Below are 25,018 nucleotides of genomic sequence, written 5' to 3'. Positions count from 1 at the left end.
GGTTGGGTATGCCCGTACCATGACAGAGGGAGACGGTCAACTGGAAGCGAGACTGGCAGAGCAGGAGGTGTTCGAGCCGCCGGAGTCGTTCGTCGAGCAGGCGAACGTCTCGGATCCCGGCGTCTACGACGAGTTCGACGAGAACTGGCCGGAGTGTTGGGAGGCGGCCGCCGATCTGCTCGACTGGGAGACGGACTACGACCAGGTGCTGGACGACAGCAACCCTCCCTTCTACGAGTGGTTCACCGGCGGCGAGCTGAACGCGTCGGCCAACTGCCTCGACCGACACCTCGACGAGCGCGGCGACGAGGTCGCGATCGAGTGGGTCGGCGAGCCCGTCGACGAGGACGACCGGTCGTTCACCTACGAGGAGCTGCACCGCGAGGTGAACGAGTTCGCGGCCGCGCTCCGAGCGCAGGGCGTCGAGGAGGACGACGTGGTGACGATGTACATGCCGATGATCCCGGAGCTGCCCATCGCGATGCTGGCGTGCGCCCGGATCGGCGCGCCCCACAGCGTCGTGTTCGCCGGGTTCTCGGCGGACGCGCTCGCGACGCGAATGAACTCCGCGGACTCGGAGTACCTCGTCACCTGCGACGGCTACTACCGCCGCGGCGACCCCCTCGACCACCTCGACAAGGCCAACGAGGGGCTCGCGGACGTCGAGCACGACACGACCACGGTCGTCGTCGACCGGCTCGGCCCGAACGGCGACGACTTCGGTCACGAGCTCGGCGACGACCAGATCGACTACGGCGACCTCGTCGCGGACCACGAGGGCGCCGAGGTCGAGCCGGTCACCCGCGACGCCGAAGATATGCTGTTCCTGATGTACACCTCGGGGACGACGGGGAAGCCGAAGGGCGTGAAACACACGACCGGCGGCTACCTCTCGTGGGTGTCGTGGACCTCGCAGTCGGTCCTCGACATCAAGCCGGATGACACGTACTTCTGTTCGGCCGACATCGGGTGGATCACGGGTCACTCCTACATCGTCTACGGGCCGCTCGCGCTCGGGACGACGACGATGATGTACGAGGGGACGCCGGACCACCCGGAGCGCGACCGCCTCTGGGAGATCGTCGAGGAGCACGAGGCGACCCAGCTGTACACCGCGCCCACCGCGATCCGCGCGTTCATGAAGTGGGGCGAGGAGTTCCCCGACCGCCACGACCTCTCCTCGCTCCGGCTGCTCGGCACGGTCGGCGAGCCGATCAACCCGCGGGCGTGGAAGTGGTACTACCAGCACATCGGGAACGAGGAGTGCCCGATCGTCGACACCTGGTGGCAGACCGAGACCGGCGGCATGATGGTGACGACGCTGCCCGGGGTCAAAGACATGAAGCCCGGGGCGGCCGGACCGCCGCTCCCGGGGCTCGACGTGCAGATTCTCGACACGCTCGGCGACGAGGTCGAGCCCGGAAAGGCCGGCTACCTCACGGTACAGAAGCCGTGGCCCGGCATGCTCCGGACGCTGTACAACAACGACGAGCGCTACATCGAGGAGTACTGGGCGGAGTACTCCGACACCGACAGCGACGACCCCGACGACTGGGTGTACTTCCCGGAGGACGGCGCCAAGATCGACGAGGACGGCTACATCACCGTCCTCGGGCGCGTCGACGACGTGCTCAACGTCTCGGGCCACCGGCTCGGGACGATGGAGATCGAGTCCGCGATCGTCGGCGTCGAGGGCGTCGCCGAGGCCGCCGTGGTCGGCGGCGACCACGACATCAAGGGCGAGGCCGTCTACGCGTACGTGACTACCGAGGACGGGTACGAGGGCAACGACGAGCTCCGCGACGCGATCGTCGCGGGCGTCGAGGACGCCATCGGCCCGATCGCCCGGCCGGAGCAGGTCGTGTTCACGCCCGACCTGCCGAAGACCCGGTCCGGGAAGATCATGCGTCGCCTGCTGGAGAACATCGCCGACGGCAAGGAGCTGGGGAACACCAGCACGCTCCGGAACCCGGAGATCGTTGAGGAGATCCAGCGGAAGGCGAAAGGCGAGTAACCGCCACACCACCGTTTTCGAGACACCAGACGACGACGCGTTCGACACCGCAGACAACTATCACGAAAAAACCGCACAAACGAACCACGTCAATACACACCACAACACATGACAGACAATAGCTCACGAAACTCGGACGGCGCGGTCACCGATGGTGGCAGCGTAGCCGACGATGCAGCCACCGACGGGGGACGCGCAGCGGACGACGCGGCCACCGACGGGGGGCGCGCAGCAGACGACGCGGCCACCGACGGCGGCGTCGCCGCGACCGGCGCGGCACAGGCGCACAACGACACCGACTACCTCGGCGCGGAGGTGAACATCCTGAATCCGAGCACGCCGTACATGCGCGATCACCTCCGCATCGTCTGGGCCGGGTTCGCGGTCTGGGTCCTCGCGGTGTGGGGACCGGTAACGCTGACGCGGCTCGCGCCCGATACGATGACGTCGACGATGCCGATCCTCGGGTTCCCGATCCACTACTTCCTCGTGGCGTTCGGCGCGCCGACCAGCGCGCTAATCTTAGCGTTCTGGTACTCGCGCAAGCGGGACGCGCTCGACGACAAGTACGGTATCGATCACGGCGCCGCTGACGTCGCGGCCGACGGAGGGACCGACGAATGACGGCGAGTTCGATCCTCCTCCAGAGCGACCTCCTTCCGGAGGCCCTCGACATCTCGTTCAAGGCCGCCCCGGCGCTCCTCGTGCTCGGGATGCTGGCGCTGTTCCTCACCATCGGCTTCGTCTTCCGCGTGGCCGACACGGACGACATGTGGGTCGCCGGTCGGTCCATCGGGAACGTCGAGAACGGGATGGCGATCGGGGCCAACTGGATGTCGGCCGCGTCCTATCTCGGGATGGCGGCGTCGATCGCGCTGGCCGGGTTCTACGGACTGGTGTTCGTCGTCGGCTGGACGACGGGTTACTTCATCCTGCTCATCTTCCTCGCCGCGCAGCTGCGCCGGTTCGGGAAGTACACGGCGCCGGACTTCGTCGGCGACCGCTTCAACTCCGACACCGCGCGCGCCATCGCGGCGGTGACGACGTTCCTCATCGGCTTCGTCTACGCCATCGGGCAGGCGAAGGGGATGGCCTTGGTCGGCCTGTACATCTTCGGTGACTACGGCGGCCTCATCCCCGGCTTAGACGGGTACCAGGTGATGGTCGTCGCCATGATGGTCGTCACCGTCGGCTACCTGACGCTGTCCGGCATGCTGGGCGCCACGAAGAACCAGGCGGTCCAGTATGTCATCCTCATCCTCGCGTTCGTCGTCGGGCTGTTCGTCGTCGGATACACCAACGGCTACTCCACGGTGCTGCCGCAGCTCGAGTACGGGATGCTGATCAGCGAGCTCGGCGGCGAGTTCTCCGAGCCGTTCGCGTCCTCGAGCTACTACCTCTGGGTCGCCACGACGTTCTCGCTGATCGTCGGCACCTGCGGGCTGCCGCACGTCCTCGTCCGGTTCTACACGGTCGAGAGCGAACGGACGGCCCGCTGGTCGACGGTCTGGGGGCTGTTCTTCATCTGTATCCTCTACTGGAGCGCCCCGGCCTTCGCGGCGTTCGGGACCGACCTGTACACCCAGAACGTCGGCGCCACCTACGGCGATCCCGGCATGTCTGGCGCGGCCAGCGAGGTCATCGTCGTGCTGGCGGCGCAGCTGTCCGGGCTGCCCGAGTGGTTCGTCGGCATCGTCGCGGCGGGCGGTATCGCCGCGGCCATCGCGACGGTCGCCGGGCTGTTCATCGCCGGCTCGTCGGCGATCAGCCACGACATCTACACCAACATCATCAACGAGGACGCGACGCAGCGCCAGCAGATCCTCGTCGGCCGCCTCTCGATCGTCGCGCTCGGCGCGCTGACCACGCTGGCCGCGCTCAACCCCGCGTCGTCGATCGCGGCGCTCGTGGGCTACGCGTTCTCGCTCGCCGGCTCCGTGCTGTTCCCGATGTTCTTCCTCGGCATGTGGTGGGAGAACGCCAACCGGCAGGGGGCGCTGGCCGGCATGACGACCGGGCTCACGCTCTGGTCCATCCCGATGATCAACCAGATCGTCCCGACGTACATCAGTTCGCTCGAGGCGCCGCTGTCGGCCGGGCTCGCGACCTGGATGCCCGCCATCGGCTCGGCGCTCATCACGCTCCCGGTCGTGTTCGTCGTCACCATCGTCGTCTCGATGGCGACCGACGAGCCGTCGCTCGAGACGAAGCGGATCGTCCGGCAGTGCCACAGCCCCGAGCCGATGGGGCAACAGGAGACCGCCGAGGACGTCGTCGCCGCGGACGGCGGCGAGGACGTCGCGACCGACGGCGGCCGCACGGTCGACGACGCGGCCGCAGACGGTGACCGCGCAGTCGACGAAGACGCCACGGAGGAGGCGGAGTAATCATGTACGAACGCATTCTCGTACCCACGGACGGAAGCGACGTCGCGGAGTCCGCCGTCGACCACGCGCTCGACCTCGCGGAGAAGTACGACGCCGAGGTCCACGCGCTGTACGTGGTCGACATCGACTCCGTGAACTTCAGCCTCGGAACCGAACAGGTCGACCGGCTCAAGCAGGGCCGGTTCGACGAGATGGGAGAGCTGAAAGACCGGGCGGACGAGGCGACCGGCGTGGTCGCCGGGCAGGGCGCCGAGCGGGGCGTCGACGTCGTCGAACACGTCTCCGGCGGTCGGCCGCACAAGGTGATCGGCGACTACGCCGAGGACCACGACATCGACCTCATCGTGATGGGGAGCCACGGGCGCGCTGGCGTCCGCCGCGCGCTCCTCGGGAGCGTCACCGAACGGACGCTGCGGTCGACGCACGTGCCCGTCCTCGTCGTCGACTACCTCGAAGAGGACTGACGCGGCGCGGTTCCGCCTCTCTCCGCTTTCGCTGCGAAGTACCAGCTGACCAGCCGACCAACCGAGACGCCTTCCTCCGCCCCTCGCGTCTGCGACGGGCGGGACCGACCCGGTCGGTTCCGGAACACCGACGTAGCCAGCCACACACGCCCACCCATGACCGACGCGAACGACACGGACTACGCGAACGACTCGGAGCCCGACGAGACGGTCGCCGACCGCCTCCGGAGACACGTCAGCGAGAACCGAGGTGGGATGCTCTACGACCTCGCGTTCGCGGTCGTGTGGGTGACGACCGTCTCGCTTCTGTACGACTTCCTGTTCTCGAACTCCCCGCGGTGGGTGCTGTACATGTTCATGCTCGCCGGGATCCCGGCGTATTTCGGGTTCTTCATCTCGCTGGAGATGGCGCGGAAACAGGGGTAATCCGAGGGTTCCGGGCCGCGTATCCGGAATTTACGTCCGATTCCGGCGGCACACAACACTTATGACGCAGTCGGGAGTGTGTCCAGACGCGATGGCGACAGGCAAGGTCGACTTCTTCAACGACACCGGCGGCTACGGATTCATCGAGACTGACGACGCTGACGAGGACGTGTTCTTCCACATGGAAGACGTCGGCGGCCCGGACCTCGAGGAGGGACAGGAGGTAGAGTTCGAGATCGAGGAGGCGGACAAGGGTCCGCGCGCGAAGAACCTCACTCGGCTGTAACTCGTTCGGCAGCATCCGCTACCGGCGACATCGGACAGCTCTCGAAACGCGTCTCGCGTATATGACACGCCCCAGCGGCGGCGCCGGTATTTTGACCGTCGAGCGGGGACCTCCGACATGGACGCCGACGACCTCGACAGCGCCGACCTCGACAGCGCCGACCTCGACGCGTTCGTCTCCGAGCATCTCGATCGGTACGCGGAGACGCAGGGCGTCCTGCCCGAGCGGCTCGACGAGTTCGGCGAGACGTACCGGTCGCAGGGGTACCTGACGCGCGACCAGCTGTACGAGATCGCCTACGAGTCGTCGACGCGGAGCGCGTACCACGTCGAGAAGAACCCCGAGGCCCGCTGCCGAGAGGTGACTCGCAACGCCCGGACGGTCGACGGCGACTTCTCGGCGATCCAGCTGATCACCGGCCTCTCGGGGTTCAAGGCGCCGACCGCGTCGTGCGTGCTGGCCGCGCTCGACGGCGACCGTCACGCCGTCGTCGACACCCGCGTGTGGGCCTCGCTGGAGCGGCTGGGCTACCTCGACCGGCGGAAGGAGTCGTTCGACGCCGCCGACTACGTCGCGATGATCGGTCCGATCCGCGAGATCGCCGACCGGACCGGTCATCGGGCGGTCGACGTGGGATACGCGCTGTTCGCCCACGACGACCGCGTGCGGGAGGGAACGTTACACTAGCGCGGGCCGCCGACTCAGACCGGGAACTCCACGCCGGTCGCCTCCTCGGAGTACTCCCAGAGCTTCCGGGCGTCCTCGCGGTCGTAGGAGGCGTCGTTTGACCGGCCGATCGTCGGCGCGCCGCGCATGTTCAGCAGTCCGCCGGGCTCGACGTAGGCGCCGCCGTCGACGTCGGCGGTGGTCGCGTACAGCATCGGAAGCGCACCGGTGGCGGCGTCCTGCCCGAGCACCGCGTTCGCCAGCCGCATGCCGACCTTCATGAGGGGGTTGCCGCTCTCCTCGCCGGTCCGGATCTGGAGGTTCGTGTCCGCGTATCCGGGGTGGCACGCGACGCTGCGGACGCCGAGGTCGTCGTCGCTCGCGGCGTCGATCCGGCGCTGGAGCTCGTAGGCGAAAAGCAGGTTCGCGAGCTTGCTCCGGCCGTACGCCTTCCACTTCCCGTACGACTCCTCCCAGTTGAGGTCCGAGAAGTCCATCTCGCCGCTCTCGTGGGCGCCCGACGACTGGGTGACGACGCGCGCGTCACCCTCGATCCCCTCGGCGGCGTTGAGGAGATCGAACACCCGTCCGGTGAGCGCGAAGTGCCCGAGGTGGTTGACGCCGAACTGCGTCTCGAAGCCGTCCTCGGTCTCGCTGCGGGGGATCGCCATCACGCCGGCGTTGTTACAGAGGGCGTCCACCGCGTCGTAGTCGTCTCTCAGTCCCTCCGCGAAGGCCGCCACCGAGTCGAGAGAGGCGAGGTCGCACTCGCGCACGTCGAGCTCCCCCACGACCTCGCCGCCGGCGTCGGCCCGGAGCTCGTCGGCCGCGCCCTCGCCGCGCCCGACGCTCCGGCACGCCAGCACCACGGTGGCGCCCTTGGCGGCGAACGCGCGCGTCCCCTCGTAGCCCAGCCCGCTGTTCGCGCCGGTGACGACCACCGTCTTCCCGTCCAGTCGCGGCATCTCGTCGGTCGTCCAGCCTGACATGGCCGAACGGAGGGGCGTCACGGGGAGAAAGCTGTCGGCGGGATCGGACGTTGCTCGTTCGTGCGACGCGTTGTCGATCAGGGCGACGAGACGGCGTCTGACGCCGGGATACACTTTCACCGCGCCGGCGGTGCGTTTTTAGGTGCCTCGGTGAAAGGGGAGGGTACCGAATGACGTCCTTCCAGTCGACGATCGGCGACGAGGAGGGGATCGCGGAGGAGCTGGCCGAGGGCCAGCGCGAGATCTCCATCGCCGAGTTCTTCGAGAAGAACAAACACATGCTCGGGTTCGACTCGGGCGCCCGCGGGCTCGTCACCGCCGTCAAGGAGGCGGTCGACAACGCCCTCGACGCGACCGAGGAGGCCGGCGTCCTCCCCGACATCTACATCGAGATCGAGGAGGTGGGCGACTACTACCGGCTCGTCATCGAGGACAACGGGCCGGGCATCACCAAAGAACAGCTCCCGAAGGTCTTCGGGAAGCTCCTGTACGGCAGCCGGTTCCACGCCCGCGAGCAGTCGCGCGGCCAGCAGGGGATCGGGATCTCGGCGGCCGTACTGTACTCACAGCTGACCTCCGGCCAGCCCGCGAAGATCACCTCGCGCCCGAAGGGGCAGTCCCGGGCGCAGTACTTCGAGCTCATCATCGACACCGACACGAACGAGCCGGAGATCAAGGCGGACGAGGAGACGACGTGGGACCGCCCCCACGGCACGCGGATCGAGCTGGAGATGGAGGCGAACATGCGCGCCCGCAACCAGCTCCACGACTACGTGAAACACACCGCGGTCGTCAACCCCCACGCGCGGCTCGAACTGCGCGAGCCGGGGCTCGACGAGCCGCTGAAGTTCGAGCGCGCGACCGACGAGCTGCCGGCGGAGACGAAGGAGATCCGCCCGCACCCCCACGGTGTCGAACTCGGCGCGCTGATCAAGATGCTGGAGGCGACCGAGTCGTACTCCGTCTCCGGGTTCCTCCAAGGCGAGTTCACGCGCGTCGGGAAGAAGACCGCCGACAGCGTGATCGACAACTTCCGCGACGTGTACTACGGGCGCGAGCTCGCGTGGTCGCCCCCCAGGGCCCACGACGACCGCGACGTCGCGAACGCGGTCGCGGACGCGGTCGCCAACAAGGGTGCGGAGGCGACGACCGCCTTCGCCGAGGGAGTCGCCGAGACGGTGTCGAACAGCGACCGGCTCTCTCGGTCCGAGCTCGCGACGATCGTCGACAACATTGCGGAGACGGTCGAGGGCGACACGGGCAAGACGTTCGGCGGGACGGTCCGCGAGAACGCGGTCGACGCCGCGTGGCGGGCGATCACCGGAGTCGGCCGCGAGGACGGCGCTGGCGGAGACGAGGACGGCGACGACGGTGGCGCGACCGAGTCGCCCCTCGTCGCCGACGCCTACGCCCTCGTCGACGACGCGACCTCGACCCGCAAGGACGACGCCGCGGTGCGGGCGATGGCCGAGGCGCTCGCGCGCCGGTTCGAGAACCTCGACGGCGACGCGTTCCGGGTCACCCTCGACGACCTCGAACGGCTCGTCGCGGACGCGGCCTCGTTCGTCGCCGAGCAGCACGACGCGACCTTCGGCGAGACCGCCCGCGAGAACGTCGTCGAGGCGTTCTGGTCGCGGGCGCGCACGGTCCCGGACGACCCGCCGAAGGTGAAGTCGATCGCGGGGAGCCGCGACGCCGCCGCCGACCTCCTGGAGGCGATGCGGACGACCGACATCCTCGCGCCCCCCACCGACTGCCTCGCACCGATCACGGAGGAACTGGTCGAGGCCGGGCTCCGCAAGGAGTACGACGCCGACTTCTACGCGGCGGCGACCCGCGACGCCGAGGTCCACGGCGGCGACCCGTTCATCGTCGAGGCCGGCATCGCCTACGGGGGCGAGATTCCGGCCGAGGGGTCGGTGGAGCTGCTCCGGTTCGCGAACCGCGTCCCGCTGGTGTACCAGCGCGGCGCCTGCGCGACGACGGACGTGATCAAGAACATCGGCTGGCGCAACTACGGGCTCGACCAGCCCGGCGGGTCGGGGCTGCCGAACGGCCCGGCCGTCATCAGCATCCACGTCGCCTCCACGAACGTCCCGTTCACGAGCGAGTCGAAGGACGCGCTCGCGAACGTCCCCGAGATCGAAGACGAGATCGAGCTGGCGGTCCGCGAGGCGGCCCGCGAGCTGAAGTCGTTCCTCAACAAGCGGCGCTCGATGCAGCAGCGCCGAGAGAAACAGGACGTGCTCGGGCGCATCCTCCCGGAGATGGCCGACAAGGTCTCGGAGGTCACGGGCCGGTCGCGCCCCGACATCGACGGCGCGCTGGCGCGGATCATGAACAACGTCAGCGTCGAGCGCGAGGTGACCGACGAGACGGTGACGCTCGTCGTCGAGAACCACTCGGACGTGAACGAGCAGTTGGAGATCACGGACATCGTCTCGTCGGAGCCGACTGACCTGTCCGACGGAACGGTGGTGGACATGGACGGCGAGTGGTTCGTCCAGTGGAAGCCCGAGGTCCCCTCGGGCGACGAGCGGGAACTGACGTACGCGATCGACGGCGACGCCGACTTCGAGGTCAGCGTCGGCGGCGTGGAGACGGAGAAACTCACGGTGAACGCCTAAATGACGACCGAAAGCGACGCGCGAGACGAGCTGATCGACCTGGCCGCGGACTTCTACGACCAGTTCGCCGACGGGGAGATCCCGGAGATGACGCTTCCCACGCGGACGAAGAGCAACATCGAGTACGACACCGAAAGCGGCGTCTGGACCTACGGCGACCGCACCTCGACGCGCAGCGCCAACTCGGTGCGGGGCGCGCGCAAGCTGCTGAAGGCCGCGTACACGATCGAGTTCCTCGCGGAGCAGCTCGACGAGGACCGCTCGTCGACCCTGCGTGAGCTGTACTACCTCTCGGAGTCGTGGGACAACGACGAGGCGCAGTTCTCCTCGCAGGACGAGTCGAACGACCTCGTGGAGGACTTGGAGATCGTCACGGGCGTCACCCGCGAGGACTTCCACATGCGCCCGGAGGAATCGGGCGCGACCCTGATGGGTCCGCTCCTCATCCGCGAGCAGACCCGCCGCGGGGAACGCGAGATCCACTGTCAGGAGGACGTGGGCGCGGGCGGGTACCAGATCCCGAACAACCCGGACATGATCGAGTTCCTCGACGACGACATCGACTTCGCGCTCGCCGTCGAGACCGGCGGGATGCGCGACCGGCTCGTCGAGAACGGGTTCGACGAGGAGTACAACTGCCTCGTCATCCACCTCAAGGGCCAGCCGGCGCGAGCGACCCGCCGGATCACGAAGCGCGTCCACGACGAACTGGACGTGCCCATCGCCGTCTTCGCCGACGGCGACCCGTGGTCCTACCGGATCTACGGCTCCGTGGCGTACGGCTCGATCAAGTCCGCGCACCTCTCGAAGTACCTCGCGACGCCGGAGGCGCAGTTCGTCGGGATCCAGCCGGAGGACATCGTCGAGTACGACCTCCCCTCGGACCCGCTCTCCGACTCCGACGTGAACGCCCTCGAGTCCGAACTCGAGGACCCGCGCTTCCAGACCGACTACTGGGAGGAACAGATCGAGCTCCAGCTCGACATCGGGAAGAAGTCGGAACAGCAGTCGCTCGCGAGCCGCGGGCTCGACTTCGTCACGGACACCTACCTCCCCGAGCGGCTCGACGCGATGGGCGTGCTGTAGGCGGGGACCCCTCCGTCGAGCCGCGGCGCCTCACTCGCTCTCGTAGACGATCTCGTCGATCTCGCGGCGCTCGCCGTCGGCGTCGTCGTTCGCGTACTTGTACACCACGCCGTCCTCCTCGTCTGCCGTCGCGTTGTGCGAACCGTCACAGAGCGGCTGCGTGTCCGAGAGGCCGCACCGGCAGACGTAGATCAGGTCGTCGTCGCCCATATCCGACTCGTCGAGCACCGTCGGGCCGCGCTCCTCGTGGGTCACTTCGCGTGCCATGGCGGTGGATCCGCCGCGAGGGGCAAACCGCTTGCGCCGCGGGCCGTGTCGGATCGCCGCAACCCCCTTGAGCGTGCGGTCCCTACCCGAGGTATGAGCGAAACGAGCGAGCCCGACGACACCGCTCCCGCGGACCTGACCGACGAGGAGTGGCGCGAGCGGCTCTCCGAGGAGGAGTACCGCGTGCTCCGCGAGAGCGGCACGGAGGCGAAGTTCTCCGGCGAGTACGTCGACCACCATCCCGACGACGGCGAGTACCGCTGTCGCGCCTGCGGGACCGTCCTCTTCGACGCCGAGACGAAGTACGAGTCCGGCTGCGGCTGGCCCGCCTTCTACGCCGCCGAGGAGGAGTCCGTGACGACGACGGTCGACACCAGCCACGGAATGCGCCGCACCGAGGTCCGGTGTGCGAACTGCGACTCGCATCTGGGTCACGTGTTCGACGACGGCCCCGAGCCGACCGGCAAGCGGTTCTGTATCAACTCCGTCGCGATGGAGTACGACGGGGAGTGAGCGGTCTCAGCGGCCCCGACCTCACATCCCCTCGTCGAGCAGCTCGCGGGCGATGATGTTCTTCTGTATCTCCGTGGTCCCCTCGTAGATCTGGGTGATCTTCGCGTCGCGGTAGAGCCGCTCGACGTCGTGGTCGTTGACGAAGCCGGCGCCGCCGTGGACCTGGACCGCCTCGTCGGCCACGTCGACGGCGACCCGCGAGGCGAACTCCTTCGCCATCGACGCGAGCGCGGTCAGGTCGCCGGCCTCGTTGTCGACCGCCCACGCGGAGCGGTAGGTGAGCCACCGGGCCGCCTCGGTGTTGGTGTGCATCTCCGCGAGCTTGTGTTTGATCGCCTGGAAGTCGCTGATCGGGCGGTCGAACTGCTCGCGCTCTTCCGCGTACTCCAGGGCGCGCTCGGCCGCGCCGCGGGCGATCCCGACGCCCTGCGCCGCCACGGCGGTCCGGGTCTCGTCGAAGAACTGCATGAGCTGGAGGAACCCCATCCCGCGCTGGCCGATCAGGTTCTCTTCCGGCACGCGCACGTCGTCGAACCGGAGCTCGGCGGTGTCGCTCGCGCGGATGCCGAGCTTCCCGGTGATCTTGTCACGGGTGAGACCGTCGCGGTCGCCCTCGACGAGGATCTGCGAGTAGCCGGAGTAGCGGTCGTCGATCTCGGGGTCGGTCTCGCAGACGACGACGAAGTAGTCGGCGACGGTGCCGTTCGTGATCCACATCTTCGAGCCGTTTATCACCCACTCGTCGCCGTCCTTCTCCGCGCGGGTCGCGACCGAGGTCACGTCCGAGCCCGCCTGCGGCTCCGAGATCGCCGACCCCATCACCGCGTCCCCCGCGGTCACCTCGGGGAGGACGCGCTCCTTCTGCTCGTCCGTGCCGAACTCCATCAGCGCCTCCGCGCCGAAGCCGGCGCTGGAAACGCAGAGGCCGATCCCGGGGTCGGCGGCGAACAGCTCCTCGGTCAAGATCGCGTTCTCCAGCGAGGAGTAGCCGACGCCGCCGTACTCGACCGGGACGTGGGGCGCGAGCAGCCCCATGTCGGCGGCCTTCTCCATCACCTCGTGGGGGTACTCTTCCGCCACGTCGTACTCGGTCGCGACCGGTCGGATCTCCTCGTCCGCGAACTTCCGCACCTCCTCGCGGAGCTGTTTCTGCTCGTCGGTCAGCTGGAACTCCATGTCCGACCCTTTCGCCGAATCTATGATAATAATTCGCAAACGTTGAGAAATTCGGACCGCGTTTACAGTTTAGCGGTCGCGCACCCGTCGATCAGCGTCTCAGATCCCGCTCACGCCGAGCGCGGCGGCGATCCCGGGGAACGACGTGAGAAGCAGGTATCCGAAGCCGGCGACGAGGCCCGCACCGAGGAAGATGCTCCCCAGCGACCGCCCGAACATCCGCGCGACGGTCTCTAACTCGCCGCCGTCGGTGACTCGGAACGTCGGCGCCTCCTCGCCGTCGCCGATGTACGTCCGGTGATCGTCCAGGTCGGCGTCGGCCTCGTTCGCGGAGCGCTTCTGCCCGATCACGTGGACCCCGTCGCCGGGGTCGATGCGGCTCTCCGTCTTTTTGATGTCTCCCGTGCGATCGCTGTACTCGTTGTCCATCCCGAGTGTCGCCGCGGCGGGGTCGACCGGGATCGATCCGGTGTCGTCGGCGACGAGGAAGGGGACCGACTCGCTGCCCGACTCCAGAGTCCGCCACTCCGTCTCGTACTCGCCGTCCTCGTTCCTCTCGCGTTCCTTCCGTTTCTTCGAGTAGCTGTACGCGAGCGAGCGGGCGCCGTCGTACGGGGACCGGAGGGTCCGGGAGAGCTCCTCCGCCGTCCCTTCGACTTCGATCGTGCCGTCGATGAGGTGCGCCTCGCCGATCGGTGTCGGATCGCTCTTCCACACCGCGATCGTCCGCCTGAGTCCGTTAACGCCCCAGACGACGAGGTAGACGCCGACAACCGCCGCGGCGACGCCGCCGGCCAGCACGAGCATCTCCTCGGTTACCGGTCCGATCACGGTGGACACGATCGATCACTCCCGAGCGAATCTCATCGTGTCAACTGATTAATCTTGTGGTTGGATAACAAGAGACGAGATATGGTGGCGTGCGCCGTCAGTCCCGCGACTCGACGAACGACGCGATCCGGTCTGTCGCCTCCTTCAGCTCCCGCATCGAGGTCGCGTAGGAGACGCGAAGGTGGCCCTCGCCGCCCTCGCCGAAGACGGAGCCCGGGACGACCGCGACGCCCTCCGCCTCCAACAGCTCCTCCGCGAAGACTTCGTCGTCGCCGCCGCAGTCTGGGAACGCGTAGAAGGCGCCGCCCGGCTCGAAGGTGTCGAGGCCCATCTCGTTGAACCGAGAGACGACGAGCCGTCGCCTGCGGTTGTACTCGTCGACCATCTCGGTCACCTCCTCGTCGCACCGGTCCAGCGCCTCGCAAGCCGCGTACTGCGGCGTCGTCGGCGCCGACAGCATCGTGTACTGGTGGATCCGGTTCATCGCGTCGATCGCCTCCGCGGGGCCCAGCGCGTACCCGAGGCGGAGGCCGGTCATCGCGTAGGCCTTCGAGAACCCGTTGACGACGACGGTGCGCTCGCGCATCCCCGGCTGCGTCGCGATCGAGGCGTGATCGGTGCCGTAGGTGAGCGCGGAGTAGATCTCGTCGGCGATCACCCGGAGGTCGTTGTCGCGACAGAACGCCGCGACCTCGGCGTACTCCTCCTCCGTCATCGTCGCACCCGTGGGGTTGTTCGGGTAACAGAGCACGAGCAGATCGGCCTCCGCGGCGCCAGCGGCCTCCAGCGACTCCCGCGTGAGTGCGAAGTCGTCCTCGGCGCGCGTGGGGACCGTCAGCTGCTCGCCGCCCGCCAGCTCGATCCCCGGCCCGTAGGAGATGTAGGTCGGCTCGTGGACCGCGACCGTGTCGCCGGGGTCGACCAGCGCCCGGAAGGCCAGGTCGACCGCCTCGCTCGCGCCGGTCGTGACCAGGATCTCGTCGGCCGGGTCGTACGGCTGGTCGTAGCGCTCGTGGTGGTCGGCGATCCGCTCGCGGAGCGCGGCCATCCCGCGGTTCGAGGTGTAGGAGGTCTTCCCGCGTTCCAGCGAGTCGATCGCGGCGGTGCGGGCGGCCCACGGCGCCGAGAAGTCGGGCTCGCCGACGCCTAAGGAGATCACGTCGTCGCGCGCCTCGGCGAGCTCGAAGAACTTCCGGATCCCCGACTCCGGGAGGTCGCTCGCGCGGTCCGAGAGTCTCATGGCGAGACGGAGAGCCGATCGTCGTCATCGCCGTCCTCGAACCGGATCCCGCCGTCCTTGTAGGTCTCCATGATGTAGTGGGTCACCGTCTGGGTGACCTCCGGCATGGGCGCGACCTGCTCGGAGATGAACCGCGAGACGTCCTGCATCGTCTCGCCGAGCACCTCGACGGCGAAGTCGTAGTCGCCGGAGACCAGATGGAGGGCGTCGACCGCGGGGAACTTCGCGATCCGGTCGGCGACCTGCTCGTAGCCGGTCTCGCGGTCGAGTTCGACGTTGATCTCGACGATCGCGCGGATCTTCCCCTCGTCGACGCGGTCCCAGTCGACGACCGCCTGGTAGCCGTGAACCACGTTATCCGCCTCCAGCGCGTCGATCGCCGCCGCTACCGCGTCCGCGTCGAGGCCCGTCTGGGCCGCGATGTCGTCGATGTCCTCGCGGGCGTTCCGCGCCAACACGTCGAGTACCTCGCGCTCGGCGTCCATACCCCACGATCACGCGGGGGCGGTTTATGAGTAGCGACGCGCGCAAGACGGGCGATCGGTCGGACCGATCGGTCGAGGATCGAAAGGACGCACCGCCACGCGCGTTTCCGCCTCCCGCGCTTCCGCCATCCCCACGGCTTTCCGCGTGGCGCGCGACCGTTCGCCCATGGCTTCAGACCCTACCGACCGCAGCGACACGTTCGACATCGGCGGCGACCTGACCGTCAACCGCCTCGGCTTCGGCGCGATGCGGGTCACCGGCGAGGAGATCATCGGCCGACCGGACGACGAGGAAGAGGCCAAGCGGGTCCTCCAGCGGGCCGTGGACCTCGGCGTCGACTTCGTCGACACCGCGGACTCCTACGGCCCGGGCGTCTCGGAGCGCCTGATCGGTGAGGCGCTCGGCGACCCCGATGACGTGGTCATCGCCTCGAAGGCCGGCCTGCTCCGCAACCGCGAGGGGGACTGGCTGCCCCACGGCGACCCGGACTTCCTCAAGAACCAGGTGCTGTGTAGCCTCGATCGGCTCGGGACCGACACGATCGACCTGTACCAGTACCACCGCCCGGACCCCGACACCGACTTCGAGGAGTCGGTCCACGCGTTCGCGGAGATGAAGGACGCCGGCCAGATCGCCCACGTCGGGCTCTCGAACGTCACCGTCGAACAGCTGGAGACCGCCATGGAGATCGTCGATATCGCGACGGTCCAGAACCGGTACAACGTCGGCCACCGCGACGACGAGGACGTGTTGCGGGCCTGCGAGCGCCACGACGTGGGGTTCATCCCGTGGGGTCCGATGTATGCGGTCGACGGAGACGAGACCCCCGGCGCGCTCGCCGAGGTCGCCGACCGGCGCGACGCGACGGCGCGGCAGGTCGCGCTCGCGTGGCTCCTCGACCACTCCGACGTGACGCTGCCGATCCCGGGGACCTCCAGCGTCGACCACCTCGAGTCGAACCTCGCGGCCGCGGACCTGTCGCTGACCGACGAGGACCTCGCCGCGCTGAACGGCGTCGACGCGCAGGAATAGTCGGGAAGTCCGAACGACGGACGAGCGAGAGACTACTCGTCGAACGGGTTCGTCAGCTCGACCGTTTCCTCGCGGTCGGGGCCGACGCCGACCGCGTAGACGGGGGTGTCGATCTCGTCGGCGACGAACTCCAGGTACTCGCGGGCCGCCTCGGGGAGCGCGTCGTAGCCCTCCTCGGCGACCGCGGCCGAGTCGAACGGCTCCCACGTGTCGAGCGTCTCGTAGACGGGCTCGCACTGCTCCCAGCGCTCGGTCGTCGTCGGGACGGTGTCGAGCTTCTCGCCCTCGAGCTCGTAGCCCGTACACACCTTCAGCTCGTCGAGCCCCGCGAGCACGTCGACGTGGTTGACCGCGACGCCGGTGAACCCGGAGACGCGCGCGGCGTGTCGGAGCATCGGGAGGTCGAGCCAGCCGATCCGACGCGGACGACCGGTGACGGTGCCGAACTCGCCGCCCTTCTCGCGGATATCGTCGGCGAGCGCCTCCTCGTCGGCGTCGCCGTCCAGCTCGGTCGGGAGCGGCCCCTCGCCGACCCGCGAGAGGTACGCCTTCACGATGCCGACGACCTCGCCGTCGCCGACCTGGGTGACGCCGAGCCCTGAGCCGACTGACGCGGCGCCGGCAGTCGGGTTCGAGGAGGTGACGAACGGGTAGTTCCCGTGATCGACGTCGATGTGGGTGCCCTGCGCGCCCTCGAAGAGGATCTCGTCGCCCGCCTCGCGGCGGCGGTAGAGGTAGTCGGAGCAGTTGACGGTCATCCCCTCGTCGGCGAGGCGCTCGCCGATCGCGGCGAACTCCTCGTGGAGCGCGTCGACGTCGAACGCGTCGGCGCGGTCGTCGTCAGCGAGGTCGAGCTCGTACACGTCCTCGACGAGCGCGCGCTTCTGCGGGACGACGTACTCGAGTTTCTCGCGGAGCACGTCGGGGTCGAGCAGGTCGGCGATCCGGATCCCCCGCCGACCGGCCTTGTCCTCGTAGGTCGGGCCGATGCCGCGGCCGGTGGTACCGACTTCGTCGCCCGCGTCGTCGTCCGCCTTGACCTCCTCTTCGATCCCGTCCAGCACGCGGTGGTACGGCATGATGACGTGCGCCCGGCGGGCGACCCGCACGTCGGGGTCGAGCCCGCGTTCGCGCAGGTCGTCGATCTCGGTGAACAGCGTCTTGGGGTTGACGACGCAGCCGTTGCCGAGGATCCCGGTCGTGCCCCGGACCGCGCCGCTCGGCACGAGCGACAGCTTGTACTCGACGCCGCCCTCGACGACGGTGTGGCCGGCGTTGTCGCCGCCCTGATAACGGACTACGACGTCCGCGTCCCCTCCCCACCGGTCGACGAGCGCGCCCTTGCCCTCGTCTCCCAGCTGGGAGCCGACGATGGTGAGTGTCATACGACCCGGTGGTTTCCGGCGGGGGGTAAAACCGATTACGGTCCAGCGCCGGGAATACACCACGAACGTGCATTAGATCCGACCAGCGTGTGCGTCGCTATCGCCGTTCGTGCAGGTGCCTTCGCCGCCCGCGACGGAGTGGTCCGCTCGCGTCGGCGGTCGGCGCGATCGAATGCGTTAACTACTCCCACGTCAAAGCGTCGGGTCGAGCGATTCCGGGCCGGTCCCCGACAGCAACTTTTAAACGGGGGCATGACGAGTTAACATGTGCCATGATAGATCGACTAGAGAAGGAGGTAGACATGCTCGAACGTCACCTCCAGGTCCTGCGGATGGTCATCGAAAACGAGCCGATCGGCATCGTGAAGATGTCGAACGAGACGGGATACCCCCATCACAAGGTCCGCTACTCGCTGCGCGTGCTCGAGGAGGAGAACCTCATCGAGCCGTCCAGCCAGGGCGCGATCACGACCGAGCGCACCCACGAGTTCGTCGACGAGCTCGACGAGAAGCTCGACGAGACGGTCGACAAGCTCGGCTCCATGCGGATCGACGACGCCGCAGAGCTCGAGAACTGAACCGATTCGACTTCGCGCGGGGCGACGCACGGATCGTTTGTGACGGCGGGAAGCGGCGTTTACGTCGCGTTTGAACCGCGTTTGAATAGGCGTGTTTCCTGCGATTGACCGCGTTTCGACCGAATTTTCACCGGACATTCTCGACCACCTGCCGGAAATACTGCTGGCCCGGCCAGCTACAGGTCCGGGACCGTCATGTGGAAGCCGCCGTCGCGGGCCTCGACCAGACAGAGGTGGTACCCCCGCTTGCGCGAGAGCTTCACGAAGCTCGCGCGCTTCGACCGGCTGAACAGCCCGCCGCCGACCGCGTCGCTCGCGGTCTCTAGGGCGCCCGGCTCGAAGAAGCTCTCCGTCACCGCGAACGCCGCGGCGAAGGGCTCGTTCGACTCGGCGATGTCGCGCCCGTTCTCGACCAGCGACTCCAGCGTGCCCTCGGCGGTCGGGTCGCGGCTGTCGTTGAGGTCGGCGACGAACAGGGGGTTCCCCATCCGGTCGCGCAACACCAGGTCGAACGAGCGCTGTTCGCGGGTCTCCTCGCCGTTCTCGCGGATCGCGATCGACACGCTGCCGCCGATCTCCGCGCGGTCGATCTCCGGGATGGCGTCGTACAGGTCCCGGAGCACGCTCTGGTTGCCGGTGCCGCTGACCTCGAAGGGGAGGTCCTCGACGAGCCACCGGGTGAAGCCGTACTCGATGGTGTCCTTGAGGAACTCCTCGTACGGGCGGCCGTCGACGGCCAGCCCGTCCGTCTCGAAGCTCGTGTGGTGTTCGATCCGGAGGTTCTCGCGGAGCGCGTCGCGGTCGACCGTCCCGTCGTGGGCGTCCTCGAGCGTCGCGCCGCCCTTGGACTCGTACCTGACGAAGAGGTTCGTCCCGCTCCGCGCCTCCGCCGGCGAGATCGTCCGGTCGCTCTCGGGGAGCCGGTCGCGGGCGGCCGACAGCTCCGACTTCAGTCGGTCGCGCTCCTCTCGGAGCGTCGACAGCTCCGACTCCAGCCGGTCGACCTCGGACGCGAGCTCGTCGCGCTCCGCGGCGACCTCGTCTCGTTCGCTCGCCAGGTCGTCGCGTTCCGCCTCCAGGGACGCCCGCTTCTCCTCGGCCGCCTCCAGCTCGCGCCGGAGCTGTCGGAGCCGCTCGTCGACGCCATCGCCCGAGTCCGACTGCGACGCGCGCTGCGAGACGGCCGACCGGTTCGAGCGATCGCGGTCCGTGGAGCGCGGCTCCGGGGACCGGTCGTCGCCGTTCGCGGCGGCCGAGCCGGACGCTCCGCTCCGACCGCCGCTCCCGGAGCGCTGTCGCGCCTGATCTCCGCGCTGAGACTGCTCGCCGCCGTTCGGACCGGCCTCACCGCGACGGCGGCCGCCAGCCGGCTCGCTCGCCTCGGACGGGTCGAGCGCCGGGATCGACTTCTGCTCGCGCCACTCCTCCTCCTCCGAGAACACGTCGTCGCCCGGGCGATCGCCATCGGAGTCGGGAGCGTCGGAGGGATCGTCGACCGACTGCGGGCCGGCCCGATCGGTCAGGGGATCGGACCGATCGCCGGCCGCTCCGCGCCCGCCCTTGCGTCCGGACCCCGGCCGCTCGGTCGCGTCCGCGGCGGTGTCGGCGGCGGTGTCGCCGTCGTTCGAGCCGTCGGACCGCCCCGCGTCTCCGGTCTCCTCTCCGCCGGCCGACCCCGGACGGACCTCTGTGTCGGAGGGCCGCCCTCCGGAACTCGCTCGGTCGGGTGATTCTGGGTCGGTCGATTCGCGGCCTGTTGCACGGGTCCCGGCCGCGTCCTCGTCGTCGGGTGACGCGTCGGGTGCGGCGTCGTCGGTCTCGTCGTCGACGACCACCGGGTCGTCAGTGCCCGCCTCGGCACCCCCGACGCCGGCCTCGTCTTCGGTGTCGGTCGCGCCCGTCTCGTCGGAGCTCGCGTTGTCGGTGCCCGGCCGGTCGGTTCCCGCCACGTCCGCGATCGCTTCGTCCGCGTCCGATGCGTCGGTCGCTTCGGCCGCCGGCTCGGGCTCTGGGATCTCCCGGACGTTCAGGTCCACCTCGTAGACGGTGTAGATCCCGACCTCGTCGTCGGCCAGCTCGAAGGCGTCGTCGCCGGTCTCGAGCCGGCGCGAGTTGCCGACGTACGCCGCGGCCATCGACTCGCCCGCGGTGTAGGTGACGTAGTAGTCGCCCGAGAGCACGTTCTCCGACAGCTCGACGTAGCCGGTGAATCCCCCCTCGGAGAGCTTCCGGTCGGCCTCCGACAGCGGCGTGTCGTTCGTGTAGTACTGCGCCCGCGGCTCGCCGCCCCGCTCCTGCATGGCGAACAGGACCGGGAGAACCTCCGCCGGTGCCTTGTAAATCGTCCCGGAGGCGTCCGCGAACGCGTCGAGGTCGGCGTCGGCGGTGCCGACGACGCGGCCCTCGAACACGAACAGCCACCCCGTGCCGTTCGTCACCGCGCCGGAGAACCCCCGGTCGACGAGACGCCGGAGCCCCGCGAACCCGTCCGAGAACTCCCGGGCGTCCCACCCGGTTATCTCCGCTCTTCGCTCTGCGTCCATTTGCGTTTACGTCGCCTGCAACGACCCAAATACCTTCCGGAGCGTGAGACGGCCGTCTGACGCCGGCCGTCGGCCGATCTGTCACTAATTCTGATCGTTCCGCTCCCGGCTACGCCTCGTCGACGGCGGCGATCGCCTCGCGGCCGAGCTCGATCACGTCGGGCTGGAGGTCGCTCTCCGCCAGCTCCGCCGGCGTGTACCAGCGCCAGCCGTCGGGATCGACCTCGTCCGAGCCGTTCGGCGCGATCTCCCGCGAGTCGACCCGGGCGTAGTAGAGGTGGTCGACGTGTTGGTGGCCGACCGACCCGTCCTCGTGGACGTTGATGTCGTGGAGCATGAGGTGGGCCGGCTCCGGGAGCCCGCGCGTGTTCGGCCCCGCGATCGACGACTCGGTCGCGACGAGCTCCGCCTCCAGCCCCGTCTCCTCGCGGACCTCTCGGAGCGCGGCCTCGTGCGGGAGCTCGTCGCGGTCGACGTGACCGCCCGGCGGGAGCCGGATCCCCAGCCGCTCGTGGGCGTGGAGCGCGGTCGCGCCGTCGTTGACGACGTACGTCGTCGCCGTGAAGTGACGAGTGGTCTCCATACCCGTGGCTCGCCCTGCGGGGGCTTGGGCGTTCGGAAAAGCGGCGGGCGCCGACGGGACGAATCGGTTCGGAGCGGCGTCAGTTCAGCGCGACGCCGTCCTCGGCTTCGAGCAGCTCGTGGTACCGGTTCCGGATCGTGACCTCGCTGATGTTCGCCACGTCGCTGACTTCGCTCTGGGTCACCTTCTCGTTGACGAGGAGCGAGGCGGCGTAGACGGCGGCGGCCGCGAGTCCCACGGGCGATTTGCCCGAGTGGATCCCCTGCGACTTCGCGGTGTCGAGCAGGGAGCGCGCCCGACGCTCGGCCTCGTCGGAGAGGCCGAGATCGGAGGCGAACCGCGGGACGTAGCTCTCGGGGTCGGCGGGCTGGATCTCCAGTTTCAGCTCGCGGACGACGTAGCGGTACGTCCGCGCGATCTCGTCTTTCTCGACGCGGGAGACCGCCGAGATCTCGTCGAGGCTCCGGGGGGTCCCGGCCTGCCGGGCGGCGGCGTACAGCGACGCCGTCGAGACGCCCTCGATGGAGCGTCCCGGCAGGAGGTCCTCGTCGAGCGCGCGACGGTAGATGACCGACGCGGTCTCGCGGACGTTGTCCGGGAGGCCGAGTGCGCTGGCCATGCGGTCGATCTCGCCGAGCGCCTGTTTGAGGTTGCGCTCCTTCGAGTCGCGGGTGCGGAACCGCTCGTTCCAGGTGCGGAGCCGCTGCATCTTCTCGCGCTGCCGGCTGGAGAGGGACTTGCCGTAGGCGTCCTTGTCCTGCCAGCCGATGTTGGTCGAGAGCCCCTTGTCGTGCATCATGTTCGTCGTCGGGGCACCCACGCGGCTCTTTTCGTCTTTCTCCTTCGAGTCGAACGCGCGCCACTCCGGCCCGCGGTCGATCTCGTTCTCCTCGACGACGAGCCCGCAGTCGACGCAGACGGTCTCGCCGTGTTCCGTGTCGGTCGCGAGCTGGCCGCCGCACTCCGGGCAGCGCAGCTCCTCGTCGGCCGACTCGGTCTCGGACTCGGTCTCGTCGGCGTGCTCCGCCGTGTACGTTCGAACGTTTTCGCTCATTGGTTAGTTCAAGTGGAGGGAACGAGGGGACCGAGAGACGCGTCTCGGTTGGTTTCCTCACCGTTACGTAAGTGCCGAGAGTATTTAAATCCTTGGCCAAGTTTCGAATCAGAGAAAGTCTATTTGAGGCCCGAACAAGGCCGTATATGACGATTATTGCCGGCTTTTCGGTCGGCCTTAACATCGGTCTGAACCGATCGGCGTTCGGCGAGGCTCACCTATATAGCTATTTCGCGGGCCGAGCGTCGTCTCGGACGCACCGCGGCGTTCCGCGAGGGCAACGGATTTGGGGGTCGCCCGAGCAGGTGTCGTATGAACCGCGCGCGACTCGACGACCGGCTGGCCGACCTCGAGACGGACGGCTACCTGATCGACGCCTCGCAGGACGACGCCAACCAGCTGTACCTCTCCGGGTTCACCGGCCCCGACCCGTTCCTCACGCTGTACGCCGACGGCGAGATCCACGTCCTCGTCGGCGGGTTGGAGTACGGTCGGGCGAAGAGGGAGGCGGCCGCCGACGGGGTCGAGCGACACGCCGACTACGACTACGAGTACGGCGGCCGCGAGGCCCGCAACGATATGTACGCCCGGTTCGTCCGCGACAAGGGGGTCGAGTCCGTCTCGATGCCGCCGCGGGGTCCGGTCGGCACCGCGGACGCGCTCCGCGAGCGCGGGATCGAGGTCGCCGTCGACGCCGACGACCGACTCCGGGAGGTCAGGGCCGTCAAGACCGACGAGGAGGTGGACGCGATTCGCGAGGCCCAGCGCGCCAACGAGGCCGCGATGCGGGCCGCCGAGGACCTGCTCGCCGGCGCCGACGTGGCCGGTGACGGGGACGACGCGGAAACCGGGGTGCTGCTGCACGACGGCGAGCCCCTCACCAGCGAGCGGGTGACCGAGGAGATCGAGGTGACGCTGCTGCGGCGCGGCTGCGCGCTCGACCAGACGATCGTCGCCGGCGGCGCGCAGGCCGCGGACCCACACGACCGCGGGTCCGGGCCGCTCCGGGCGAACGAGGCGATCATCGTCGACATCTTCCCGCGGTCGAAGGCGACGAAGTACAACGCCGACATGACCCGGACGTTCTGCGTCGGCGAGCCGAGCGAGACGCTGCGCGAGTGGTACGAGCTCACCGAGCGCGCGCTCGACGCCGCGCTCGACGCGGTCGAGCCCGGAGCGACCGGCGAGGACGTGCACGCGGCGGCCTGCGAGGTGTACGAGGAGGCGGGCGAACCGACGTTCCGGACCGACCCCGAGACGGAGACGGGGTTCATCCACTCCACCGGCCACGGGGTCGGCCTCGACGTCCACGAGTCCCCGCGCCTCGCGACCGGCGGGGAGGAGCTGGAGCCCGGCCACGTGATAACCGTGGAGCCGGGGCTCTACGACCCCGACGTGGGCGGGGTTCGGATCGAGGACATCGCCGTCGTCACCGAGGACGGCTACGAGAACTTCACGGAGTACCCGATCGAGTTCGTCGTCGGGTGACCGCGGACGCGCCTCTCCGTCCGGACTCGGGGACCGCCGTCACGCCGCCGGCGCGGAGCCGGGATCGGTCGCACCGCTCTCGCCGGCTTCGCCTCGGGAGTCGCCCTCGCGGAGGCGCTCGAACGCCTCGGCGATCACGCCGAGGACCACGATGCTGAACGCCATCGAGATCGCGACGGTGACGAGCGTCGCCGCGCCCGACGCCGGACCGACCGCGATCGTGAGCGCGATCGACAGGGCGGTTATCGCGACGGTGAACGGGACGGTGACGATGAGGATCAGCACGAACAGCCGGATCCAGTTCCCCCGGGTGAGCCGCCAGCTGTCCCCCATCGCGGCGACGAAGTTCTCGTCTTCGACCGCGACGAAGACCGCCATGAACAGCAGGGCGACGTAGACGATGATTCCGGGAACCACGAACAGAACGGTCCCGACCATGACGAGCACACCGAGGACCATGCCGCCGACAACGAGGTTCGCCACGACCCAGCCGATCCGGCGGGTGACGAACTCGCGCGGAACGCGGTCGGTCTCGCCCGCGACGAAGGTCCGGATCGCCGCGACCGAGACGACCGGTAGCACGAGGAACGAAACGACCGCGAAGGCGGCGAGTACGGGGAACGGCGCGTCGACCACCGGCGCGAGCTGGCCGGCGACCTCGGGCGGGAGCGACGCCGCCATGGCGCTGTTGAACGCCACCTGCCACGCCGTCCCGACGAGGACGGACGCGAGGACCAGAAGCAGGCCGTTCCGATTCGCGACTCGGCGGAGACCGTTCGTTACCGTCGAACCGATCTGGAGGGACATGCGGGCCTTCGTTATTCGGGATGTAAAGTAAACCTATTGAAATGAACGCGGGATCGCGGCGAGGGCGAAGGCGTGCCGCGATCGGAGGCT

The 25,018-nt window shown here is 68.7% G+C and carries 24 protein-coding genes; 13 read left to right on the top strand and 11 right to left on the bottom strand.

Annotated elements, in window-relative coordinates; all coding sequences use genetic code 11:
• Positions 1 to 19 precede the first annotated feature (19 nt).
• The 7 genes from acs (at position 20) to JIN95_RS12790 (ending at position 6,264) form a co-directional block, all read left to right on the top strand.
• Entirely contained in the window at positions 20 to 2,014 is a 1,995-nt protein-coding gene (gene acs / locus JIN95_RS12820) for an acetate--CoA ligase (protein WP_200531735.1), read from the top strand.
• 108 nt (positions 2,015 to 2,122) lie between these two features.
• Positions 2,123 to 2,638 (top strand): DUF4212 domain-containing protein, encoded by a 516-nt coding sequence (locus JIN95_RS12815; protein WP_200531734.1) that lies wholly within the window; start codon positions 2,123 to 2,125, stop codon positions 2,636 to 2,638.
• On the top strand, positions 2,635 to 4,401 hold the full coding sequence (locus JIN95_RS12810) for a VC_2705 family sodium/solute symporter (RefSeq protein WP_095635891.1): 1,767 nt from the start codon (positions 2,635 to 2,637) through the stop codon (positions 4,399 to 4,401). The genes JIN95_RS12815 and JIN95_RS12810 overlap by 4 nt, the downstream gene beginning before the upstream one ends.
• 2 nt (positions 4,402 to 4,403) lie before the next feature.
• Positions 4,404 to 4,865 (top strand): universal stress protein, encoded by a 462-nt coding sequence (locus JIN95_RS12805; protein WP_095635892.1) that lies wholly within the window; start codon positions 4,404 to 4,406, stop codon positions 4,863 to 4,865.
• Between the two features lie 156 nt (positions 4,866 to 5,021).
• Complete coding sequence (locus JIN95_RS12800) at positions 5,022 to 5,291, top strand: hypothetical protein (protein WP_095635893.1); 270 nt, start codon at positions 5,022 to 5,024, stop codon at positions 5,289 to 5,291.
• A gap of 91 nt (positions 5,292 to 5,382) precedes the next feature.
• Positions 5,383 to 5,577, top strand: coding sequence for a cold-shock protein (locus JIN95_RS12795; RefSeq protein ID WP_095635894.1), 195 nt, complete (start codon positions 5,383 to 5,385; stop codon positions 5,575 to 5,577).
• 117 nt (positions 5,578 to 5,694) lie between these two features.
• Positions 5,695 to 6,264, top strand: coding sequence for a hypothetical protein (locus tag JIN95_RS12790; protein ID WP_200531733.1), 570 nt, complete (start codon positions 5,695 to 5,697; stop codon positions 6,262 to 6,264).
• 14 nt (positions 6,265 to 6,278) lie between these two features.
• Here the strand turns inward: JIN95_RS12790 and JIN95_RS12785 are convergent, their stop codons facing one another.
• Positions 6,279 to 7,232: an oxidoreductase gene (locus JIN95_RS12785; protein WP_200531732.1), complete on the bottom strand. Its 954-nt coding sequence runs from the start codon at positions 7,230 to 7,232 to the stop codon at positions 6,279 to 6,281.
• 170 nt (positions 7,233 to 7,402) lie between these two features.
• On the opposite strand from JIN95_RS12785, the gene JIN95_RS12780 reads away from it, so the two are divergent.
• Both JIN95_RS12780 and JIN95_RS12775 read left to right on the top strand, forming a co-directional pair.
• A complete protein-coding gene (locus tag JIN95_RS12780) occupies positions 7,403 to 9,859 on the top strand; it encodes a DNA topoisomerase VI subunit B (protein WP_200531731.1) in 2,457 nt (818 codons plus the stop codon).
• Positions 9,860 to 10,945: a DNA topoisomerase IV subunit A gene (locus JIN95_RS12775; RefSeq protein WP_095635898.1), complete on the top strand. Its 1,086-nt coding sequence runs from the start codon at positions 9,860 to 9,862 to the stop codon at positions 10,943 to 10,945.
• A 30-nt stretch (positions 10,946 to 10,975) separates the two neighbouring features.
• On the opposite strand, the gene JIN95_RS12770 is transcribed toward JIN95_RS12775, so the two are convergent.
• Positions 10,976 to 11,212, bottom strand: coding sequence for a CDGSH iron-sulfur domain-containing protein (locus tag JIN95_RS12770; RefSeq protein WP_200531730.1), 237 nt, complete (start codon positions 11,210 to 11,212; stop codon positions 10,976 to 10,978).
• 93 nt (positions 11,213 to 11,305) lie between these two features.
• Between JIN95_RS12770 and msrB the strand changes: the two genes are divergently transcribed.
• A complete protein-coding gene (msrB, locus tag JIN95_RS12765; protein ID WP_200531729.1) occupies positions 11,306 to 11,725 on the top strand; it encodes a peptide-methionine (R)-S-oxide reductase MsrB in 420 nt (139 codons plus the stop codon).
• Positions 11,726 to 11,746: 21 nt separating this feature from the next.
• Here msrB and JIN95_RS12760 read toward each other — a convergent pair whose 3' ends face one another.
• From JIN95_RS12760 to JIN95_RS12745, 4 genes are all read right to left on the bottom strand, one after another.
• Positions 11,747 to 12,901 (bottom strand): acyl-CoA dehydrogenase family protein, encoded by a 1,155-nt coding sequence (locus tag JIN95_RS12760; RefSeq protein WP_095635901.1) that lies wholly within the window; start codon positions 12,899 to 12,901, stop codon positions 11,747 to 11,749.
• Positions 12,902 to 13,000: 99 nt separating this feature from the next.
• Positions 13,001 to 13,741 (bottom strand): GIDE domain-containing protein, encoded by a 741-nt coding sequence (locus JIN95_RS12755; RefSeq protein ID WP_200531728.1) that lies wholly within the window; start codon positions 13,739 to 13,741, stop codon positions 13,001 to 13,003.
• Between the two features lie 88 nt (positions 13,742 to 13,829).
• Complete coding sequence (locus JIN95_RS12750; protein ID WP_095635903.1) at positions 13,830 to 14,972, bottom strand: aminotransferase class I/II-fold pyridoxal phosphate-dependent enzyme; 1,143 nt, start codon at positions 14,970 to 14,972, stop codon at positions 13,830 to 13,832.
• Entirely contained in the window at positions 14,969 to 15,457 is a 489-nt protein-coding gene (locus tag JIN95_RS12745) for an Lrp/AsnC family transcriptional regulator (protein ID WP_095635904.1), read from the bottom strand. The genes JIN95_RS12750 and JIN95_RS12745 overlap by 4 nt, the downstream gene beginning before the upstream one ends.
• A 166-nt stretch (positions 15,458 to 15,623) precedes the next feature.
• Between JIN95_RS12745 and JIN95_RS12740 the strand changes: the two genes are divergently transcribed.
• Positions 15,624 to 16,490, top strand: a complete 867-nt coding sequence (locus JIN95_RS12740) for an aldo/keto reductase (RefSeq protein WP_200531727.1) — start codon at positions 15,624 to 15,626, stop codon at positions 16,488 to 16,490.
• Positions 16,491 to 16,522: 32 nt separating this feature from the next.
• Here JIN95_RS12740 and JIN95_RS12735 read toward each other — a convergent pair whose 3' ends face one another.
• Positions 16,523 to 17,875 carry an adenylosuccinate synthase gene (locus tag JIN95_RS12735; protein WP_200531726.1) on the bottom strand — a complete coding sequence of 451 codons (1,353 nt, stop codon included), beginning with the start codon at positions 17,873 to 17,875 and terminating at the stop codon, positions 16,523 to 16,525.
• A gap of 272 nt (positions 17,876 to 18,147) precedes the next feature.
• Here JIN95_RS12735 and JIN95_RS12730 point away from each other — a divergent pair, with 272 nt between their 5' ends.
• Entirely contained in the window at positions 18,148 to 18,453 is a 306-nt protein-coding gene (locus JIN95_RS12730) for a hypothetical protein (RefSeq protein WP_004045854.1), read from the top strand.
• 176 nt (positions 18,454 to 18,629) lie between these two features.
• Here JIN95_RS12730 and JIN95_RS12725 read toward each other — a convergent pair whose 3' ends face one another.
• The 3 genes from JIN95_RS12725 to JIN95_RS12715 form a co-directional block, all read right to left on the bottom strand.
• Entirely contained in the window at positions 18,630 to 20,996 is a 2,367-nt protein-coding gene (locus tag JIN95_RS12725; protein WP_200531725.1) for a hypothetical protein, read from the bottom strand.
• A gap of 109 nt (positions 20,997 to 21,105) precedes the next feature.
• Positions 21,106 to 21,579 (bottom strand): NUDIX domain-containing protein, encoded by a 474-nt coding sequence (locus tag JIN95_RS12720; RefSeq protein ID WP_200531724.1) that lies wholly within the window; start codon positions 21,577 to 21,579, stop codon positions 21,106 to 21,108.
• A gap of 79 nt (positions 21,580 to 21,658) precedes the next feature.
• Positions 21,659 to 22,633 (bottom strand): transcription initiation factor IIB, encoded by a 975-nt coding sequence (locus tag JIN95_RS12715; RefSeq protein ID WP_200531723.1) that lies wholly within the window; start codon positions 22,631 to 22,633, stop codon positions 21,659 to 21,661.
• Between the two features lie 312 nt (positions 22,634 to 22,945).
• Between JIN95_RS12715 and JIN95_RS12710 the strand changes: the two genes are divergently transcribed.
• The gene (locus JIN95_RS12710) at positions 22,946 to 24,121 is read left to right on the top strand and encodes a Xaa-Pro peptidase family protein (protein ID WP_200531722.1); all 1,176 of its coding nucleotides are present in this window, start codon (positions 22,946 to 22,948) and stop codon (positions 24,119 to 24,121) included.
• Positions 24,122 to 24,160: 39 nt separating this feature from the next.
• On the opposite strand, the gene JIN95_RS12705 is transcribed toward JIN95_RS12710, so the two are convergent.
• Positions 24,161 to 24,928, bottom strand: coding sequence for a hypothetical protein (locus JIN95_RS12705; RefSeq protein ID WP_095635911.1), 768 nt, complete (start codon positions 24,926 to 24,928; stop codon positions 24,161 to 24,163).
• Positions 24,929 to 25,018 lie beyond the last annotated feature (90 nt).

Source organism: Halorubrum sp. LN27, from assembly GCF_016635065.1.
Lineage (GTDB): Archaea > Halobacteriota > Halobacteria > Halobacteriales > Haloferacaceae > Halorubrum > Halorubrum salipaludis.
The sequence above is the reverse complement of the archived record's forward strand: the minus strand, read 5'-3'. Positions and strand labels throughout refer to the sequence as shown.